16 protein-coding genes are annotated in these 18,772 nt (G+C 55.0%); 9 read left to right on the top strand and 7 right to left on the bottom strand.

The annotated features are described in order from the left end of the window. Positions 1 to 4: 4 nt before the first annotated feature. From JQR90_RS18275 to mdlC, 4 genes are all read right to left on the bottom strand, one after another. On the bottom strand, positions 5 to 988 hold the full coding sequence (locus tag JQR90_RS18275) for an ArsR/SmtB family transcription factor (protein ID WP_434140205.1): 984 nt from the start codon (positions 986 to 988) through the stop codon (positions 5 to 7). 101 nt (positions 989 to 1,089) lie between these two features. Further along, positions 1,090 to 2,568 (bottom strand): aldehyde dehydrogenase family protein, encoded by a 1,479-nt coding sequence (locus tag JQR90_RS18270; protein WP_434140204.1) that lies wholly within the window; start codon positions 2,566 to 2,568, stop codon positions 1,090 to 1,092. A gap of 16 nt (positions 2,569 to 2,584) precedes the next feature. Continuing rightward, positions 2,585 to 3,934 (bottom strand): MFS transporter, encoded by a 1,350-nt coding sequence (locus JQR90_RS18265; protein ID WP_010796106.1) that lies wholly within the window; start codon positions 3,932 to 3,934, stop codon positions 2,585 to 2,587. Between the two features lie 76 nt (positions 3,935 to 4,010). Further along, positions 4,011 to 5,597, bottom strand: coding sequence for a benzoylformate decarboxylase (gene mdlC, locus JQR90_RS18260; protein ID WP_010796105.1), 1,587 nt, complete (start codon positions 5,595 to 5,597; stop codon positions 4,011 to 4,013). Between the two features lie 106 nt (positions 5,598 to 5,703). Between mdlC and JQR90_RS18255 the strand changes: the two genes are divergently transcribed. From JQR90_RS18255 to fba, 6 genes are all read left to right on the top strand, one after another. Beyond that, positions 5,704 to 6,606 carry a LysR family transcriptional regulator gene (locus JQR90_RS18255; RefSeq protein WP_434140203.1) on the top strand — a complete coding sequence of 301 codons (903 nt, stop codon included), beginning with the start codon at positions 5,704 to 5,706 and terminating at the stop codon, positions 6,604 to 6,606. A 118-nt stretch (positions 6,607 to 6,724) separates the two neighbouring features. Then, positions 6,725 to 8,722, top strand: a complete 1,998-nt coding sequence (gene tkt, locus JQR90_RS18250) for a transketolase (protein ID WP_010796103.1) — start codon at positions 6,725 to 6,727, stop codon at positions 8,720 to 8,722. Between the two features lie 420 nt (positions 8,723 to 9,142). After that, the gene (epd, locus tag JQR90_RS18245) at positions 9,143 to 10,186 is read left to right on the top strand and encodes an erythrose-4-phosphate dehydrogenase (RefSeq protein ID WP_010796102.1); all 1,044 of its coding nucleotides are present in this window, start codon (positions 9,143 to 9,145) and stop codon (positions 10,184 to 10,186) included. 26 nt (positions 10,187 to 10,212) lie between these two features. Beyond that, the gene (locus JQR90_RS18240; protein ID WP_010796101.1) at positions 10,213 to 11,376 is read left to right on the top strand and encodes a phosphoglycerate kinase; all 1,164 of its coding nucleotides are present in this window, start codon (positions 10,213 to 10,215) and stop codon (positions 11,374 to 11,376) included. A gap of 5 nt (positions 11,377 to 11,381) precedes the next feature. Continuing rightward, entirely contained in the window at positions 11,382 to 11,579 is a 198-nt protein-coding gene (locus JQR90_RS18235; protein WP_010796100.1) for a hypothetical protein, read from the top strand. A gap of 149 nt (positions 11,580 to 11,728) precedes the next feature. After that, the gene (gene fba / locus JQR90_RS18230; protein ID WP_010796099.1) at positions 11,729 to 12,793 is read left to right on the top strand and encodes a class II fructose-bisphosphate aldolase; all 1,065 of its coding nucleotides are present in this window, start codon (positions 11,729 to 11,731) and stop codon (positions 12,791 to 12,793) included. 52 nt (positions 12,794 to 12,845) lie between these two features. Here fba and JQR90_RS18225 read toward each other — a convergent pair whose 3' ends face one another. Next, entirely contained in the window at positions 12,846 to 15,068 is a 2,223-nt protein-coding gene (locus tag JQR90_RS18225; protein WP_010796098.1) for a M48 family metallopeptidase, read from the bottom strand. A gap of 258 nt (positions 15,069 to 15,326) precedes the next feature. On the opposite strand from JQR90_RS18225, the gene JQR90_RS18220 reads away from it, so the two are divergent. Beyond that, on the top strand, positions 15,327 to 15,839 hold the full coding sequence (locus JQR90_RS18220; RefSeq protein WP_010796097.1) for a YgjP-like metallopeptidase domain-containing protein: 513 nt from the start codon (positions 15,327 to 15,329) through the stop codon (positions 15,837 to 15,839). On the opposite strand, the gene JQR90_RS18215 is transcribed toward JQR90_RS18220, so the two are convergent. Together JQR90_RS18215 and JQR90_RS18210 are read right to left on the bottom strand one after the other, a co-directional pair. Further along, a complete protein-coding gene (locus JQR90_RS18215; RefSeq protein ID WP_010796096.1) occupies positions 15,840 to 16,100 on the bottom strand; it encodes a YebG family protein in 261 nt (86 codons plus the stop codon). A gap of 103 nt (positions 16,101 to 16,203) precedes the next feature. Next, positions 16,204 to 16,686, bottom strand: a complete 483-nt coding sequence (locus JQR90_RS18210; protein ID WP_010796095.1) for a GreA/GreB family elongation factor — start codon at positions 16,684 to 16,686, stop codon at positions 16,204 to 16,206. Between the two features lie 185 nt (positions 16,687 to 16,871). On the opposite strand from JQR90_RS18210, the gene JQR90_RS18205 reads away from it, so the two are divergent. Both JQR90_RS18205 and JQR90_RS18200 read left to right on the top strand, forming a co-directional pair. After that, complete coding sequence (locus JQR90_RS18205; protein ID WP_010796094.1) at positions 16,872 to 17,549, top strand: phosphoribosyltransferase; 678 nt, start codon at positions 16,872 to 16,874, stop codon at positions 17,547 to 17,549. 78 nt (positions 17,550 to 17,627) lie between these two features. Then, complete coding sequence (locus JQR90_RS18200; protein WP_010796093.1) at positions 17,628 to 18,647, top strand: SDR family oxidoreductase; 1,020 nt, start codon at positions 17,628 to 17,630, stop codon at positions 18,645 to 18,647. Positions 18,648 to 18,772 lie beyond the last annotated feature (125 nt).

The following is an 18,772-nucleotide window of genomic DNA, read 5'->3' as shown; positions in this document are numbered from 1 at the left end:
TCGTCTACGAACCAGGACGGGCGAAATGCCTGATCTGGATCTGGAAGCCATTGCGTAAACCTATATAGAGGCTTTCGCCTGGCACAAGCCCTGCGGCAACGGCCCAACGGGCCAATTCCTCCTGATCGAACCCGAGCCAGAGATCGCCGCAGGCCGTCCGGGCCCAACTCTGGTCGTGGCTGCACAACTCTGTAATCAATAAACTGCCACCGGGACGGACCCAGTCCGCCAGATATTTCATGGCTTCAGCGGGTGCCGCAAAATGATGCAGCACCATGTTCAAGACCACGCAATCGGCGCTCAGTAAGGCATTGTCCAAGGCATTGGCCAATACCAGCGATACATTGTTTAATTGCTCGCGCTCACATCGCTGACATGCCAGCTCCAGCATGGCTGGGCTGTTATCAATCGCCGTGACCGACGTGAAGCGTCTTGCCAGTTCGGGCAGAAACCCTCCATCTCCAGGCCCGATCTCGATCGCTGTTGCCTCTGGCGAAAAAGCCATCGTGTCCAGCAGGGCCAGAAGGCTCTCCTGATACTGAGGCAATCCGGCAATCAAATCCTGCTGCGCCTGAAACTTGTCCGCCATCCTGGCGAAAAAATCCCGGCTCGCCTCGGCCCGCTGAGCATGTACCGCCTCAATACGTGCCTGCGCTTCAGCTGGCAACTGCAACCCGTCCACCTCTGCCAGCAGCGCTGCGTGGAGCGCGCCACCCAGAGTGTCCAGCCGGGGCAGGGCGCGACGGTAAAAGATCGCGTTGCCTTCCCGGCGTGTTGCCACCAGTCGCGCCTGTGACAGTACCTTCAGGTGATGGCTCATCCCGGATTGCCCAGTATCGAAGATATGAGCCAGCTCCAGTACACCAAACGAATCGTTTGCCAAGGCACGTAACACATTCAGGCGCAGCGGATCACCGCCCGCCTTGCACAGCGCGGCCAGCTCGTCGCAGTCATCATGGCGAAATGTAGGCACGCGCAAATGGTTCATGGGTGCGCAGTCTAGTGGCCGCCGAGACCAGCTGCAAGAGAAGCATCAAAAAGTTTTGATATTGAAAGAGGCCGGTCATGGTGGCATGACCGGCCTACTGATCAGAAGGGATAGTGACGCGGGACGTGCTGGACGGTGATCCAATGGTCAGTCGTGAATTCGTCAATCGCCCAATCGCCATTGAACCGACCAATCCCAGAGTTCTTTTCACCTCCAAAGGGCGCATTGGTCTCATCACTGACGGAGATATCATTCACATGCGTCATGCCAGCCTTGATTTGCCTGGCAAACCGTACAGCTCGATCTGTATTGCCGCTGAAGACGGCGCTGGAAAGGCCGAATTCGCTGTCGTTTGCCAACTCAAGGGCATGGGCTTCGTCTCGGGCACGTAGAAGTCCAACGAGCGGGCCGAAAATTTCGTTGCGTGCAATATCCATGTCGCGTGTCACTTCGCCAAACACATAAGGTGACAAAAGCTGTCCATCGACATTGCCCTCAAGCAGCACTTTGGCACCTTCCTGGCGGGCCTGTTCGACTTTCTGTTGAAGCCCTTCCAACTGGCGCTTGTTGATAATCGGACCAATGACCGTTTCTGCACGTGAAGGGTCGCCTACCTTGAGTTGTCTGACGCGCTCTACAAAACGTGCAGCAAAGTCATCATAGACATCTTCCTCAACGATAATGCGGTTGACCGCCATGCAGATCTGACCTTGATGTAAAAATTTACCCATGACTGCTGCATTAACGGCCTGATTCAGGTCTGCGTCTGCCATAACGACGAAGGGGCTGTTCCCGCCCAGTTCTAAGGCAACATGTTTGAGATACTTGCCTCCTCCCGCTAGACGCGCAATGTTCTGGCCAACGGGTGTGGAGCCTGTAAAGGTGATGAGCCCTGGAATCGGATGTTCAACAAAAGCGTCACCAATCTCACTACCAGCCCCTACAACAACACTGAGGACACCAGAGGGAAGGCCGGCTTCCTCGAAAATACGAGCCAGCAACAGGCCTCCGCAGATCGGCGTATCGCTGGCCGGTTTGATCACCACGGCATTGCCTAGCGCCAATGCAGGTGCCAGGCTGCGTTGAGTCAGATGGAGCGGAAAATTCCATGGGCTTATCACACCGATGACGCCAATAGGCGAGCGATAAACGCGGCTTTCCTTGCCTGGCACGTCAGACTCGACGATACGTCCGTGTACACGTTTGGGGAATGAAGCCGCTTCCAGGGTAATACTGCGTGCTGAGCTCCACTCAATCTGAGCCTTCAAGCGAGTGCTGCCGGATTCCCGAATGATCCAGTCGATAATCTCTTCGCGGCGGCGATCGAAAATCTCGACCACCTTGAGCAGAACGGCTGCGCGTACAGAAGGTCCTTGGGCGGCCCATTCCTGTTGTGCCTGTGCTGCTTTTTGATAGGCCTCGTCAAGATCATCCCGGTTCGCCTGGGGAATGTTGACTAGAGTTTCGCCGTTGAACGGATCACTGACCGTTAGCGTTTTGTCTGCGTGACCCTTGCGCCATTGCCCACCAAGGGGCTGCAGATGAAAGTCGGTAAAGGCATTCGGTGTAGAATCGGTCATTCCGGTTTCCTTTCGTTCAAACGAGTTTTTTTACGGTAGGGCGAGCCTGCTTGTTTGCAGAGTAAGGGTTGTGGGACTGACCGTGAATGCAGCCAATAGCTATAGCCCCTATTAGTCCTGGCAATGCAAATGCCAGAAAATTCTGCTGGAATGGTAGGTTCAAGGCGAACAGGCTGCCCCCTAACAGCGGGCCGGCAATGGCTCCCAGACGACCAACTCCCGCCGCCCAGCCGACGCCCGTCGAGCGAATATGGGTGGGGTACAGTAAAGCAGCGAAGGCGTGAATGACCGCTAGACCACCAATAGTGGTTGCGCCTGCAACAAGAAGAAGCGCGTTGAGTAAGATGGGGCCGGGTTTCAAACCAAGTAAAGCCAAAGAGACCGCAGCCAGGGCAAAAAATAGGCAGAGTGTGCCACGTGCACCCCAACGGTCGGCCAGCCAGCCGCCAAATAGTGCACCAAGCGTGGCCCCTATATTCAGGGTTACCAGAAAAGATAGGCTTGACCCCAGCGGGTACCCTGCAGCCACCATCAGCTTGGGCAGCCAAGTATTAAGTCCATAGCTCATCAGCATGCACATTGCGAAGCCTACCCATAACAGCAGCGTGCATAGCGCCTGACGCCCCTCGAATAATTGCGGTAACCGAGCACGCTGCTGGGCTGCGGTTGGAGTATTCAGATTCAGTGGCATCCCGGGCTGGTAAGTTGGATCGAGTTTTCGCAGTAGCCCGTCCAGTTCATCACGACGATTTTTAAGCGCCAGGAACGCTACGGACTCCGGCAGATAACGCAGCATCAATGGAATGGCCAGAACAGGAAGGACCGCCACGTAAAACACCGATTGCCAGCCCCAGCGGGGAATAAGGACGATAGCAATCAAGGCTGACAGTACTGCACCCACGGAATAAAAGCTTGACATGACGGTAACAGCCGTACTGCGCCGTGAGGCAGGCGCAAACTCACTGATCAGGTTGATCGAGCTAGGTACTAGCGCGCCCAAGGCAAGCCCAGTGACAAAACGGCAGGTGCCTAGCATCCACGGTGTCGTGGCATGGCCTGTCGTGAAGGCTGCAGCACTGGCCAACAATGTGCAGGAAATGATCAGCTTTCGCCGACCCAGCCTATCGGCCAGTGGGGCAAGCAGCATTCCACCAAACATCATGCCGAACAGGGCGCAGCTGCCCAGCGTACCGGCTTGTACAGGCGTTAAGGACCACTCCTGCATCAATCGCGGGACTACCGATCCATAAATCACCATGTCATAGCCATCAAACAACATGATGAAACAGCCCCAGCACAAAATCGTAAAGTGTGTGCGGTTCAAGCGTGCTTTGCCAATGACTTCGGCAACTGATGTCTGTTGCATATCCACCTCTTTTGTTTTTGTTGTGGGTGTCGCAGCGCAGGGGTATAGGTGTCCGATCGGATAGCTATACCCGCGGTTACGGCTCGATAGTCACGGTAGGTACCTCGAGCAGTACAGGTTCGTTGCCAGCCAGTGCTTCCGTTAATGCGCGCCGGAAGGTCTCTCGGTTATCGGTATGTATGGCTTTCACACCATAGCCCTGGGCAATGGCACAGAAATCAAGGCCGGGCACATCCAGGCCGGGAGCATCGTCAACCTTAAGCACGCCGGCAAACCAGCGAAGCGCTCCATAGGTGCCGTTCTTGAGAATGATGAAAATGACAGGGATGCGATACTGGGCCGCCGTCCACAGCGCGGTAATTCCGTAATTGGCTGAGCCGTCACCTATGATTCCAATAACCCTGCGCTGTGGTTGCGCCAATTGAACGCCCACTGCTGCCGGTAAGCCAAAACCCAATCCCCCGGCTGCGGGGAAAAAGTAGCTTCCAGGCTGTTTCATCTCGATGCGCTGCCAGAAGGCAGATACCGTGGAAGTGGACTCTTTCACGTAAATGGCGTCTTTCGGCGCGCACTCGTTGATCACATCGAAAACGGTTTCCGGGCGGAGCAGGTGAGGCTCATCCGTATAATGCTCCGGATGCTGCAGTGGCTCGGGCATTGGGCGACTGCTCGGGGCAACCTCATCGGTCAAAGCCTTCAGGGTTAGGGCAATGTCCCCGACCAGGGCATTTCCCATGGGCGCACGGGCGGCTTCTTGTGGATCGCAGGTGATATGAAAAAGCTGCGTGCCGGCAGGAAGGTAATCGCCCGGTGCATACTGATGATAGCGAAACACGGGGGCACCAACGACCAAGATCAGATCATGTGTAGCCAGCAATCGACTGATCTCGGCAATGGCTGCAGGCAATACACCTCGAAAGCAAGGGTGACGTGTTGGAAAAGGACAGCGCGATGCAGAGGGCGCTATCCAAGTCGTCATGCGTAGCTTTTCAGCGAGGGCAACGGCAGATTCATTGGCCTGATAACCGTCTACATCAGGGCCCAGCACCAATACGGGATTACGCGCAGCGCAAAGGCGATCGGTCAGCTCACGCAATTGAGCAGAAGAGGGGAGACCTGCGTGGGCAACCTCCCGTGCAGTCAAATGTTCTACACCTGGTGGCGCTTCTTTCGCCCAGTCATCGTAAGGAATAGACAGATATACCGGCGCTCTGGGCGGCAAGCTGGCGGTATGAATGGCCTGACTCAGCGCACGAGGTACATCTTCAGCCGTTGCTGGCTCATAGCTCCACTTTACCAAGGGCTTGGGTAGCTGAGGCGCATCAACATTGGCGAGCATTGCTTCAACACCAATCATCGAGCGAACCTGCTGTCCTGCCGTTAAGACAAGCGGACTATGCGAATACCAGGCGTTGGTGAGAGCACCCATGCCATTGCCGGTACCGGCAGCAGCATGCAAATTGACGAGCGCTGGCTTACCGCTGGCTAGTGCAAAGCCATCCGCCATACTAACTACCGCTCCCTCATGTAATCCCAGGATGTAGCGAAAGTCTTTGGGAAAATCTTTGAGAAAAGGCAGTTCATTGGAGCCGGGATTGCCAAAAATGGTAGTCAAGCCATAGCGGCGCAAAATATCGTATGAAACGGAGTGAACGGTTTTCATCAGCGAGCCTGTTATAGGTGTTCTTGTCGCTGGCACTCTGTCGCTTCACAATAAATTGATCAAATCGATAGTTTTTCTTCTAAAAATAAAGCTGGTTTATAAAGATATGGGCCAGATTGATCTTAATCTGATCAGGACGTTTGTGACGCTTTACGATTCCGGCAGTGTAACGGTCGCTGCTGAGCGGCTGTTCGTAACACAGCCCTCTGTCAGTTATGCCCTTGCGCGGCTGCGGGAATTGTTTGACGATCCGTTATTTGTTCGTAACCGTGATGGGATGCAGCCAACCTCTGTCGCCCGAACGCTTTATGCCACGTTCAAAGACGCCTTGAGCCGTATCGAGGGAACGGTTGAAGGGATTCGAGAGTTCGATCCGCATAAGACGGCGCGGTGTTTCCGTATCGCTTTGTCAGATTTGGGTGAAATGGCCTTGCTGCCTTTGATCCTGCATCGACTCAACAGACTGGCACCTCAGGCGGAGCTTGAAGTCGTGCCCTTGGAAATTGATCAGGTAAATGAGTGGTTGAGCATAGGCAAGGTTGATGCAGCCATTTGCAGCCGGCCTCTTTCGAGTACAGGTATCGTTCGGCAGGCTCTGATCGATGAGCGTTATGTCTGTTTGCTCAGTCGTAAACACTCACGGATAAAGCGCGAATTGACTCTTGAGCAATTCCAGGGAGAAAGTCATGTGTTGGTAACTCGAGCCTCTGGTCATGGTATGGCAGAGGATGTAATAGAGAGATTGGGTATCTCGCGGCGTATTGCATTGCGCATTCCTCATTTTTCCGTACTTCCAAAAATCATTCCTCAAACGGACCTGCTCGTCATCCTTCCCTCACAGATCGCCACGTTGTTTGCAGCAGAGCACCCGTTGCGCATATGTAACCTGCCTTTCGACGTGCCTAGTTTTAAGGTCACGCTGCACTGGCATGAGCGCAGTGACACCTCTGTTGCATTGCGCTGGTTTCTGGAGCTGGTGGCGGAGGCCATCACGCAATCGAGGCCATGACGAACCATTAACGTGGCTGAAGCCAAGCTGGATATGACCGTTCGGATTGCTCCTGCGTGCCCGGCTAGGCACAATAAAACTTCCTTTAAACGTTTGACCCCCTTTCAGGAGATCAGCGATGCCCAGTCGTCGTGACCGTGCCAACGCCATCCGCGCGCTCAGCATGGATGCCGTACAAAAAGCCAACAGCGGCCACCCCGGCGCCCCTATGGGGATGGCCGATATTGCCGAAGTGCTCTGGCGCGATTACCTCAAGCACAACCCGGTGAACCCAAAGTGGGCCGACCGCGACCGCTTCGTGCTGTCCAATGGTCACGGCTCCATGCTGATCTATTCCCTGCTGCACCTGACCGGTTACGACCTCTCCATCGACGATCTGAAAAATTTCCGTCAGCTTCACAGCCGCACGCCAGGCCATCCCGAGTATGGCTATACCGCCGGTGTCGAGACCACGACCGGCCCGCTGGGGCAGGGCGTCGCCAACGCTGTGGGTTTCGCCTTGGCTGAAAAGGTTATGGCGGCGCAGTTCAACCGCGAAGGCCATAACATCGTTGATCATTACACCTATGTTTTCATGGGTGATGGCTGCATGATGGAAGGCATTTCTCACGAAGTCTGTTCACTGGCTGGCACGCTGCGCCTGTCCAAGCTGATCGCCTTCTATGATGACAACGGCATATCCATTGATGGCGAAGTCCACGGCTGGTTTACCGACGATACGCCCAAGCGCTTCGAAGCCTATGGCTGGCAAGTGATCCGTAACGTCGACGGTCACGACCCGGAAGAAATCAAGACGGCACTGGAGACGGCTCGCAAAAGCGACCAGCCGACCCTGATCTGCTGCAAGACCATCATTGGTTTTGGTTCGCCCAACAAGCAGGGCAAGGAAGAATCCCATGGCGCAGCCTTGGGTGACGCCGAAGTAGCGGCCACCCGTGAAGCGCTGGGCTGGAAACACGCTGCCTTCGAAATCCCGCAGGATATCTACGCCGAATGGGACGCCAAGGACGCAGGCTCTAAAGCGGAAAGCGAGTGGAACAAGCGATTCAACGCTTACGCTGAGGCTTATCCTGAACTGGCCGCCGAGTTTACCCGCCGTATGGCCGGTGAGCTGCCAGCTGACTTTGATGAAAAGGCGTCGGCGTTCATCCGTGAGGTGGCTGCCAAGGGCGAAACCATCGCCAGCCGCAAAGCCAGCCAGAACTGCCTGCACTTCTTTGGCCCGCTACTGCCTGAATTGTTGGGCGGCTCGGCCGACCTGGCCGGCTCCAACCTGACGATGTGGAAGGGCTGCAAGCCGGTTGTCGAAGAAGACGCCTCCGGCAACTACATGTATTACGGCGTACGCGAGTTCGGCATGAGCGCCATCATGAACGGCGTGGCCTTGCATGGTGGCCTGATTCCTTACGGCGGCACCTTCCTGATGTTCATGGAATACGCTCGTAATGCCGTGCGTATGTCGGCACTGATGAAGCAGCGCATCATCTATGTCTTCACCCATGACTCCATCGGTCTGGGCGAGGATGGCCCGACGCACCAGCCGGTCGAGCAGATTGCATCTCTGCGTTATACGCCCAACCTGGACACTTGGCGTCCTGCCGATGCGGTCGAGGCTGCGGTATCCTGGAAGACGGCCCTGGAGCGTAAGGATGGCCCGTCAGCGCTGATCTTCTCTCGACAGAATCTGCCTCATCACCTGCGTGACAATGAAACCGAAGCGGCCATTGCCCACGGTGGCTACGTGCTGAAGAGCTGTGAAGGTGAGCCAGAGCTGATCTTTATCGCTACCGGCTCGGAAGTGTCGCTGGCTGTTCAGGCGTACGACAAGCTCACCGCGGAAGGGCGCAAGGTCCGCGTAGTATCCATGCCTTGCACCAGCGCATTCGAGCGTCAGAGCGCCGAGTATCGTCAATCGGTATTGCCGGTTGAGGTCGGTGCCCGTATTGCCATTGAAGCGGGTATTGCGGACTACTGGTACAAGTACGTTGGCCTGGATGGTCGTGTGATCGGCATGACAACGTATGGTGAGTCAGCTCCGGCGCCGGCACTGATGGAGCATTTCGGCTTCACGCTGGATAACGTGCTGGCAGTTGCAAACGAGCTGCTTGAGGACTGATCCTCCAGTGAGGTAATAAAAACGCCACGGTGAGAACCGTGGCGTTTTTATTATCTGGTGTTTACCAGATAAACGCCGTTATTTTTGTAATACCAGCCCAGTCATCCATTAAGAGCGTTGAGGAAGATTCTTTTGCCATATTTACGATCTCAGAGTGTGCTTTAGAATCAACGACACTGCGTTGTTCCAGTATTTTGTAGCCAATCCGTCTATCGACTACGAAAAAGCGTGTTTTATTTTGCAAATGAAGCGGCATCTTCAGCAAATTCGCTTCTAGCTACGCTAATCTTTTCTGGATTCGCTCGCCTAGATTGTCTGAAAGCCTACACTTAGGGCTTGTGTAGTGTGTCATTGCTCAGGCTACACTTGTAACATCACTAGCCATTGCTTATTCAATTCCGGACACCGAAACCCACTTTCATGGCTGATTCTCTTTATCGTGTTGCGCTCAATGGCTACGGCCGTGTCGGTCGGTGCCTGGTCCGTGCGCTACATGAGCGCAGCGCCTCGGTTGATTTCGAGCTCGTGGCGTTGAATGACCTGGCTGACCTGCCAAGTCTGGAGTACCTGACACGCTTCGACTCGACTCACGGACGCTTCCCCGGCGAAGTTGCCATAGAAGGGGATCGCTTGTGCATCAATGGCTGCAGCATGCATGTGCAGCGCTGCGCCAATCCTGACGACATTGATTGGAGGCGTCTGGGCGTCGATCTGGTTCTCGAATGTTCTGGCGCCTTCAGCGCCCGTGCAGACGGTGAGCGTTTTCTTGCAGCCGGTGCGCCCCGCGTCTTGTTTTCCCAGCCGATGGCCAGCGAAAGCGACGTAGACGCCACCATTGTGTATGGCGTCAATCAGGGCAGCTTGCGCGGTACTGAGAGACTTGTCTCGAATGCCTCCTGTACCACCAATTGCAGCGTGCCGCTGTTGAAACTTTTGAACGAAGTCGTGGGTCTTGAATACGTCTCGATAACCACGATTCATTCAGCCATGAATGACCAACCCGTGATCGACGCCTATCACGCCGATGATCTGCGCCGTACCCGCTCGGCCTTCCAATCGATCATTCCGGTCTCTACAGGGCTGGATCGCGGAATCGAGCGTCTGTTGCCGGAGCTGGCGGGGCGCGTTCAGGCCAAGGCCATTCGTGTACCGACCGTAAATGTGTCGGCGCTGGATATCACTTGTCATGTTTCGCGTGATACCACTGTCTCGGAAGTTAATGGTCTGCTCCGCGAGGCTGCCAGGGGTGGCCCTTTGCAGCATCTGGTGAACTACACCGAGTTGCCGCACGCGTCCTGCGACTTCAATCATGATCCCCATTCCGCCATCGTTGATGGCAGTCAAACCCGTGTATCGGGGCCAAGGCTCGTCAATCTGCTGGCCTGGTTCGACAATGAATGGGGCTTTGCCAACCGCATGATCGACGTGGCAAGTCATTTCTTGCGCGTCGCCAAGCCGATCTGAACAAGCACAACGAAGGGATTGCATACATGTCCGTGTTGAAAATGAGCGACCTCGATCTGAACGGTAAACGTGTCCTGATTCGCGAGGACCTGAACGTTCCGGTAAAGGATGGACAGATCAAGAGCGATGCTCGTCTGGTCGCCGCGCTTCCGACGCTGAAGCTGGCATTGGAGAAGGGCGCTGCTGTTATTGTCTGCTCGCACCTGGGGCGACCGACCGAAGGTGAGGCGAGCGCCGAGAACAGCTTGAAGCCTGTAGCGGAATACCTGTCCAAGGCTTTGAATCGTGAGGTTCCGCTGGTAACGGATTACCTGGGCGGTGTTGATGTACAGCCGGGTAATATCGTTCTGCTGGAAAATGTACGCTTCAACAAGGGCGAGAAAAAGAACGCTGATGAGCTGGCTCAGCAGTATGCCGCGCTATGCGATGTGTTCGTCATGGATGCCTTTGGTACCGCTCACCGTGCTGAGGGCTCTACCCACGGTGTTGCCAAGTTTGCGAAAGTGGCCGCAGCCGGTCCGCTGCTGGCCGCCGAACTGGATGCGCTGGGCAAAGCTCTCAAGGCGCCCGCGCGTCCAATGGCTGCCATCGTGGCGGGCTCTAAAGTCTCTACCAAGCTGGACGTTCTGAATTCCTTGTCCAGTGTTTGTGATCAATTGATTGTAGGCGGCGGTATTGCCAATACCTTCCTGGCTGCTGCTGGTCACAAGGTAGGCAAATCTCTGTACGAAGCCGAGCTGGTCGATACGGCCAAGGCCATTGCTGCCAAGGTCAGCGTGCCTCTGCCGGTCGACGTGGTCGTCGCCAAGGAATTTGCCGAGTCTGCCGAAGCAACGGTTAAATCCATCAGCGATGTTGCGGATGACGACATGATTCTGGACATCGGCCCAGAAACGGCCAAGCAATTTGCCCAGCTGCTCACATCGGCCAAGACTATTCTGTGGAATGGCCCGGTCGGCGTTTTTGAGTTCGACCAGTTCGGTAATGGCACCAAAGTGCTGGCTCAAGCCATTGCTGACAGCGAGGCATTTTCGATTGCTGGCGGTGGCGACACCCTGGCGGCTATCGACAAGTACGGTATAGGTGAAAAGATCTCCTATATCTCCACTGGCGGTGGTGCATTCCTTGAGTTCGTGGAAGGAAAGGTTCTTCCGGCGGTCGAAGTCCTGGAACAACGCGCTAAAGGATAACCGCCATGATACGTCTCGCTGCTTTTTCTGTACTTAGTTGCCTCATGCTGGCTGGCTGTGCCGGAGCAACATCCGACAAGGCCTGTCGTGCTTTCTCGCCGCCACCGGTCTCCGTTGCAACACCCACCGGCCAGAATGATGAGCGGGTAGCCACGACAACCGGTGCATCCGATCAGACAACAAGTGCGGATGGTTGCCGTTAAGCGGGACGTAGTCTGCGGACCGAGTGATCACTCGAAATTGACGAGTTAAACGATACAGCAAGAGCAGTGCGCTGCTCTTGCTTGAAAAACAACCTGCCAGTGGTGCAGGCTGAAAACATAATAGGTCCATACCGGGAGATAGGATCACCATGGCACTCATCAGCATGCGTCAGCTGCTGGACCACGCAGCCGAGTTTGGCTACGGCGTACCAGCTTTCAACGTTAACAACCTCGAGCAGATGCGGGCCATCATGGAAGCAGCCGACAAGACCGATTCTCCGGTCATTGTGCAGGCTTCTGCAGGTGCTCGTAAGTACGCAGGTGCGCCGTTTCTGCGTCACCTGATTCTGGCTGCCGTTGAAGAGTTTCCACACATTCCCGTGGTCATGCACCAAGACCACGGCACCAGCCCGGACGTTTGCCAGCGTTCCATTCAGCTGGGTTTCAGCTCGGTCATGATGGACGGCTCTCTAAGAGAAGACGGCAAGACACCTTCTGACTACGAATACAACGTGCGCGTTACTCAGCAGACCGTTGCCTTTGCCCACGCCTGTGGTGTTTCGGTAGAAGGTGAGCTGGGCTGCCTGGGCTCCCTGGAAACTGGCATGGCAGGTGAGGAAGACGGTGTAGGCGCTGAAGGTACACTGGACCACAGCCAGCTTCTGACTGATCCAGAAGAGGCTGCCCAGTTCGTACAGGCTACCAAGGTTGATGCCCTGGCAATTGCCATCGGTACCAGCCACGGTGCATACAAGTTCACCAAGCCGCCAACTGGGGATACGCTCTCCATCCAGCGTATCAAGGAGATCCATGCACGCATTCCAGATACTCATCTGGTCATGCACGGCTCCAGCTCCGTCCCTCAGGAGTGGCTGGCCATCATCAACGAGTATGGCGGTGACATCAAGGAAACCTACGGTGTACCGGTCGAAGAGATCGTTGAGGGCATCAAGTACGGTGTTCGTAAGGTGAATATCGATACCGACCTGCGTCTGGCCTCTACCGGTGCGATTCGCGAATTCATGGCGAAGAATCGCAGCGAGTTCGATCCACGTAAATATCTGGCCAAGACGGTATCGGCCATGCGTGATGTTTGTATCGCTCGCTACGAAGCGTTCGGTACTGCAGGCCAGGCCTCCAAGATCAAGCCGATCTCGCTGGACAGAATGTTCGAGCGTTATGCAAAGGGTGAGTTGGACCCCAAGGTCAACTGATCACGCTTTAATAAAAAGCCCGCCTCGATGCGGGCTTTTTATTGGCTGCAATTTAGAGTCTCTTGGCGGCTTCAGCCTCAAGACACCACTTGGCAAGCAGGTTGAAGGTGTATCGATAGCAATAGGTAAACGCTTCAAGCAAGGCATCACTTTTCTGGTAGAAGTCGAGGAGGGGACCTGCTTCGGCTTCAAGGTAGGGATGTTGCTGCTTGAGGTAACCGCCAATACTCTCGCCGGGCAAGATATATTGCTTGATGGCTTCGGCTTGTTTTACCAGGCGTTGTGTCCGGGTCCGGAAGTCCAGAAGCGCATAGTGGCTAAGCTGGTGGGTCTGCATGCTGCCTTGTAGACGATGAAGACTGTTGTATTCCTTGACCAATAACTGCGACTCGCGCAGTCGCTCATAATCGGGATAGAGCTCGGTGAGGGAAAACAGCAACTGGGCCAGGTCGCGGGCTTGTGCATGCCCCGGATGATGGCTTTTGAGCGTCAGGTCGATACGCTGGCGGAGCAGCGCTGCCACGTCACTCATGACGGTACGAGCCGGGCTTTGCCAGGTATCGATATTCCTGTACTCGTTCAGATAGCGCTCTGGATCAAACGTGTTTACGCCATGGATATGGTTTGTGATCTGATGAGCGTTCAGCTCATCACAATAAGCCAACGTAAAGCGCCGCTGCACTTCTTTCTGTGCATGCTGCCAGTTGAGGCCTGTTTCCTCTGTGCGGTTTTTCAAGACCGAGATGACGGCTGCCCAGTCCATGGTGGCCTTTTCTTTACCGGCAGGCGCATGCAGAGGAAGCCAGGGCAGGTCAGCCCATTGACCCAGTGTCCACTTATTTAGAAAGGCAGTTTCGTTGTTCTGGTCCATATCGAAGGTAGCCGCGTTGGCTTCACGAAACTGAGTCAGGCTCACATCGAGTCCAAGTTTTTGATAGTACGCAGTCGTGACTTGTCGGCAGTACTGAGAGAAGTATTCGAATAGCCCGGTAGCAGGAGACGCATCTGTTATCAGCGCTGTGCTACCCAAGGCTTCTGCTGCCTCGATACGTTCGACATCGGCAGGATGAACACGCCAATAGCGTTGCCTGTCGCGCAGCTTGGCCTCCAGGCGGCGTTGCGTCTCGATATCGAGTCGGGTGGCGCCCAGGGCAGCAGCCTGTGGCATGTCTGCCAGCAGCGCGCCTTCGCTCCAGGTACTCACGTTCTGGCGATCTGCCTGCCTGAATGCCCAGCGCAACGCATGATGATGCAGGGTGGCGGCGCGAAACGTATCGCTGCCTGCAATCTGTGCCGCATAACGGTCTGCCTCTAACTCCAACCGTTTACAGGCAGGCTTGGAGAAGCGGTAACTAAGCAAAAAGCAATGGTGCAGAAGCTGGCGTGGCAGACGCATGCCGATGCGAGCGACCAGAACACCCAGGTTGGTCACTCGCGAGGTTTCAGCTTCGCTAAGGTGCTTGAGGCGCTCACCTAGTGCGTCCTTGAAGTGGGCCCGCTGGTCCAGCCAGGCATTACAGAAATTGATAAAGTAGTAGCACCGCATATTGAAGCGCCGGGCGCAGTGGCCAAACTCATGCGCCAGGACGCCGGCAAGCTGTTGCCTGGAAAAGCCTGCCGCTAACGGTAGCCCCAGCGTCAAGGTGACATCGCCTTTAACCAGACCTTTCCAGCCGGAAGCCAGGTGGACCTTGGCATCTACTTCATTGCTCAGGTGAATTTCTATAGGGGTACGCACTTGCATGGCTGTGCACAAAGGAACCACGAATTCCCAGAGTGCTGGCTCCTGCCCTGGTGCGAGAATGACGGCTGGCTTCTCGCGACGACGAGCCGTGAATACAGGCTTTGCGGTAAAGAACAGGATGAATCCGCCCAGGCAGGCCAGGAAAGACTTTACTGCGAGAGGCCCCCATTCAGGTAATTCAACTGAGGTCAGGCTTTGTACATCGAGGGCAGGCAGTGCTATGAACAGGAGAGCGGCAATAACGGTGACCACCGCCACGTAGAAGAGCACGATCGCTGCACACCCAGTCACAACTAGTACAAGGTGAAGCATGTGCAAAAGGCTGAAGGGTGAGCGCGGTAGCACCTCGGATAATGCAGGCGAGGCAGAACTCGATGCGTGTGTTGCTTCCGCAAAGGAAGAGGAGGCGGGTTCAGCGGGTTCAGCGGGTTGAACGTCCAGGCCGATCTGCTGCAGGAGATCAGCAGCCAAATCCTTTGGAGCACGCGGGGTCAGCTCTTCTCCGCTTATAGCCAAGTCGGTATGAGACATATGCATTCCATTGCAACGCTGAGGGTATGGTCGATGCTGATCGCTGAATGAAAGAGACAACAAGCGTCACGGCATTTGCAGCGAAACAGCCAGATATAAACCACAGGATTGCCCACGCTTTTACACGGTTTCGATGGCACTTTGCTGTGCCTGACTCGCATTTTTAGGAGCGGAGGTCGACTGTGTTTTACAATAGTGGGCTGGTTCACTGTTCAGGCGTCAGTGGTCCCACCACGGTAGCGAGTGACACGATTAATCATGGCTTCTCTTAAATACCTGCAAGGCTACCCGGCTTCACTGCAGGAGCAGGTTCGTCTGCTCTGTGAACAAGGCTGCCTACAGACATACCTGGCCAGTCGCTATCCTGGGTCTCACTCCATACAAAGCGACAAGGCACTTTATACCTATGCCCTGGAGATCAAGCAGACGCACCTCAAGAATGCGCCTGGTATAGACAAGGTGCTTTACGATGCAAAGCTTGATGTGATGCAGAAAGCGCTAGGGTTGCATACGGCCATTTCACGCGTACATGGCGGCAAGCTCAAAGCGAAAAAAGAAATAAGGATTGCCTCTTTGTTCAAAGAGGCAGCGCCCGAGTTTCTGAAAATGATTGTGGTCCATGAGATCGCGCATCTGAAAGAGCACGAGCACAACAGGGCCTTTTATCAGTTATGCGAGCATATGTTGCCGGGTTATCACCAGATCGAGTTTGATCTGCGTGTTTTCCTGCTCTGGCGAGATCAGGAAAAGGCAGCCTCGGCAACATTGTAGTCAGGCAGATTCTTTTCCGTTCAGCTCGGCTAGCACATCGGGTTGACTCTTGAACGCCTTGGCGAATAGATCGCGATGACGAGCCATGTAGATACCGACATCTTCTGCCTGTTTGTCAGTCAAATCGGGTACGGCTTTCTGTAATACTTCTGCCAGAGACTCAGCAAGCTCCAGCATTTTGTCATAGCGATCAGCTTCAGCTTTATCCATGAATAAGCGCTCCGGATCTCGGCTGCTGCGGTACAAGACTTCGACGGCCATTCATCACCTCATCGCCTTCGTCATTACTGTTTATATATACAGTATATCTTACCAGACTGGCTTTGACCAGCACCTGAGCAAAGAAAAACCCGGAAAGGCCTGTTTATTCGACCGATACAACTTCAAATATTTGCTTTGTGCTGCCGATTGAAAGACTGATCTCTTCCCCTTCGGTTTTTCCCAGTAGCGCCTGCCCGAGCGGTGCATTGGGTGTGATCACCATGATGTCTCCGGTATCCGTCCTGATTTTAAGACCCGCTCCTGCCGGGCCTAGGAAAAAGGTTTGTTGCTTGCCTACGGTATCGCAGACAGCGACCAGGGAAGACAGCTGAACACCATGTTCCGCCTCGTGGGTACGTATGACGAGATTACGGTAAGCCTGCAAGGACTGCTGAATCTCTTGTATGCGCTTTGAATAGCCAGCCGCTAGATATGCCGCTTCGAGTCCGCGAGTGTCGTATTTGTTTTCCGCTACGTTCTCTTCATGTGTCGCCGTTTCATGTGCAGCTTGCGCGGCGGCTATGGCGGCCTGAAGGTCACTTTGCAATGTACTCACAATGTGCTGGTAGAGCTGCTGTTTCGTCATAAAGGTGCCGGTACGTGACAGAAACCAGAGTGTGAGACGTTGATAATCGCCTTTTAAATCTCTGGATGACTTACTGAGTTTTATTTATGACCGGTGAGTCATTTTTCAGTTTTGGGTCTATAAATAGGTAGGTAGAGATCCGTAAATAACCAGTCGGTGGCTGACCGAACGGCATAGGGCAGGCAATGAAACCAGCATGGAGCCCGGCAGTACTTTACAAGAATCGCAGCCAGGCAGGGCAGGTGCTGGCTGCGCGGCTGCGTCCGTATATCCACCATAACCCCATCATACTGGCAGTACCTCGCGGAGGTGTCCCGGTGGGGTATCAGGTCGCCAGAGAATTGGAGGCGCCTCTGGATGTGCTGATGGTGAGCAAGATCGGCGCGCCAGGTAACAAGGATATGGCGTTGGGGGCCGTTACTGATGGGGCTGCAAGGCGGTGGGTAGCAAACCAGGCAATGTTGGAGTATCTCAACCCGCCAGCCGGATGGTTCGAGGCGGAGCGGGACCGACAGATAGACAGTATCGAGCGGCGCAGGCGGCTGTACCGCGGCCATACCGATCCAATGGTGATTACCGGTCGTACAGTCATTGTGGTGGATGACGGCGTGGCGACGGGTAGCACTGCCAGGGTTGCGCTGTTCGCATTGGCCGAGGCTGCGCCTGCACGTCTAGTATGGGCGGCCCCCGTTGGGCCTGCAGGCGTCGCCGAGGGGCTGAGAACACTGGCCGATGACGTGGTCTGCTTGGCGACGCCCGATGTCGTCAAGCACATCGAGACCTACTATCAGGATTTTTGTCCGGTTTCTGACCAGGACGTCCTATCCCTGCTGGCAAGGTGTCGTTCAGATAGCCGCGTCTGATCATCCATATATCCGGTTGAAGGAATCCTGAAGGGCTTGAAAGGCTCCGATAGGAATAGATGACTATTGGAGCCTTTGATGAAGCCTGTACCCAAGCCGTTACATCAGCAAACGATCGTTATTACCGGCGCCACTAGCGGTATTGGTCTGGCAACTGCCCGAATGGCTGCTCAAAAGGGCGCGAAGCTGGTACTGGTGTCACGTGATGAAGCTGCTCTGCAGTCCCTTCAGCATGAGCTCAGTCAGCAGTGGGGCGCACAGGCTATTCATGTTGCAGCCGATGTAGGCAATCGAGCGGATCTGGAGCAAGTGGCAAAAAGAGCAGTCGAGCGGTTTGATGGGTTTGATACCTGGGTCAACAATGCAGGCACGCTGGTATGGGGACGACTGTGGGAGGTAAGTGAGGCCGACCTCAAAAAAGTGTTTGAAACGAACTTCTGGGGCGTGGTCAATGGATCACTGGTGGCTGTCGAGCACTTTAGGCAGCGGGAAGGTGGAACCCTGATCAATCTGGGGAGTGCCTTATCGGAAGCCGTTGCTCCCTTGCAAGGTATCTACACCGCCAGCAAACATGCCGTTAAAGCCTTCACGGATGCTTTGCGCATAGAACTTCGCCATGACAATGTGCCTGTAGCCGTAACCTTGATCAGGCCCTCCTCAACAAACACGCCCATTAACGACAGGGCCAAGAATTACTTGGCCCATACGCCTCACTTGCCAGCCCCGACCTATGTCCCGGAAACCGTCGCCCGGGCAATCCTGCGCGCCGCTGAACGGCCCAAGCGGGATGTGTACATCGGGAACAGCAAGCTCATAACTCGGGCGGCTCAACTGACGCCACGGTTATTTGACTGGATAGCTATAAAGACGCTGTTCGCAGCTCAGCAGAGTAAAACAGCCGATGCTTTCCCGTCAGATGCGTTGTACGAACCTGTCACTAGTGGCTCTACAAGGGGACGTAATCCCGGTCCCATGTTTCGCCACAGTCTGTATGCCCAGGCCAGCCAGCAGCCTGCCAAGACAGCGGCTTTGGCTGGCGCGGTGGGATTGGCTCTTTATAGTGGTTGGCGGCTTATCAGGGCCTGCAAGGCTGAGTGATCGCCAACGACTGCTCGTTAATTGGAGACTGGCGCACAGATTTTGTGTGCGCCAGCCAGGTATGAGCAGGAAAAGCCTAAATTTTAGGAATGTTACGAAATATTTTTAGGATTACGTTGTCAGTG

Origin of the sequence: Pseudomonas sp. JZ114 (assembly GCF_051027705.1) — a bacterium.
GTDB classification, from domain to species: domain Bacteria; phylum Pseudomonadota; class Gammaproteobacteria; order Pseudomonadales; family Pseudomonadaceae; genus Chryseomonas; species Chryseomonas luteola.
This window is presented reverse-complemented; position numbering and strand designations above follow the sequence as displayed.

Excerpts from the sequence above, each read along its gene's own strand:
- JQR90_RS18235 (WP_010796100.1), top strand. The coding sequence starts at position 11,382 with ATGATACGTCTCGCTGCTTTTTCTGTACTTAGTTGCCTCATGCTGGCT.
- JQR90_RS18265 (WP_010796106.1), bottom strand. The coding sequence starts at position 3,934 with ATGCAACAGACATCAGTTGCCGAAGTCATTGGCAAAGCACGCTTGAAC.
- JQR90_RS18225 (WP_010796098.1), bottom strand. The coding sequence starts at position 15,068 with ATGTCTCATACCGACTTGGCTATAAGCGGAGAAGAGCTGACCCCGCGT.
- JQR90_RS18255 (WP_434140203.1), top strand. The coding sequence starts at position 5,704 with ATGGGCCAGATTGATCTTAATCTGATCAGGACGTTTGTGACGCTTTAC.
- JQR90_RS18200 (WP_010796093.1), top strand. The coding sequence starts at position 17,628 with ATGAAGCCTGTACCCAAGCCGTTACATCAGCAAACGATCGTTATTACC.
- JQR90_RS18240 (WP_010796101.1), top strand. The coding sequence starts at position 10,213 with ATGTCCGTGTTGAAAATGAGCGACCTCGATCTGAACGGTAAACGTGTC.
- mdlC (WP_010796105.1), bottom strand. The coding sequence starts at position 5,597 with ATGAAAACCGTTCACTCCGTTTCATACGATATTTTGCGCCGCTATGGC.
- tkt (WP_010796103.1), top strand. The coding sequence starts at position 6,725 with ATGCCCAGTCGTCGTGACCGTGCCAACGCCATCCGCGCGCTCAGCATG.
- fba (WP_010796099.1), top strand. The coding sequence starts at position 11,729 with ATGGCACTCATCAGCATGCGTCAGCTGCTGGACCACGCAGCCGAGTTT.
- JQR90_RS18275 (WP_434140205.1), bottom strand. The coding sequence starts at position 988 with ATGAACCATTTGCGCGTGCCTACATTTCGCCATGATGACTGCGACGAG.
- JQR90_RS18205 (WP_010796094.1), top strand. The coding sequence starts at position 16,872 with ATGAAACCAGCATGGAGCCCGGCAGTACTTTACAAGAATCGCAGCCAG.
- JQR90_RS18270 (WP_434140204.1), bottom strand. The coding sequence starts at position 2,568 with ATGACCGATTCTACACCGAATGCCTTTACCGACTTTCATCTGCAGCCC.
- epd (WP_010796102.1), top strand. The coding sequence starts at position 9,143 with ATGGCTGATTCTCTTTATCGTGTTGCGCTCAATGGCTACGGCCGTGTC.
- JQR90_RS18220 (WP_010796097.1), top strand. The coding sequence starts at position 15,327 with ATGGCTTCTCTTAAATACCTGCAAGGCTACCCGGCTTCACTGCAGGAG.
- JQR90_RS18210 (WP_010796095.1), bottom strand. The coding sequence starts at position 16,686 with ATGACGAAACAGCAGCTCTACCAGCACATTGTGAGTACATTGCAAAGT.
- JQR90_RS18215 (WP_010796096.1), bottom strand. The coding sequence starts at position 16,100 with ATGGCCGTCGAAGTCTTGTACCGCAGCAGCCGAGATCCGGAGCGCTTA.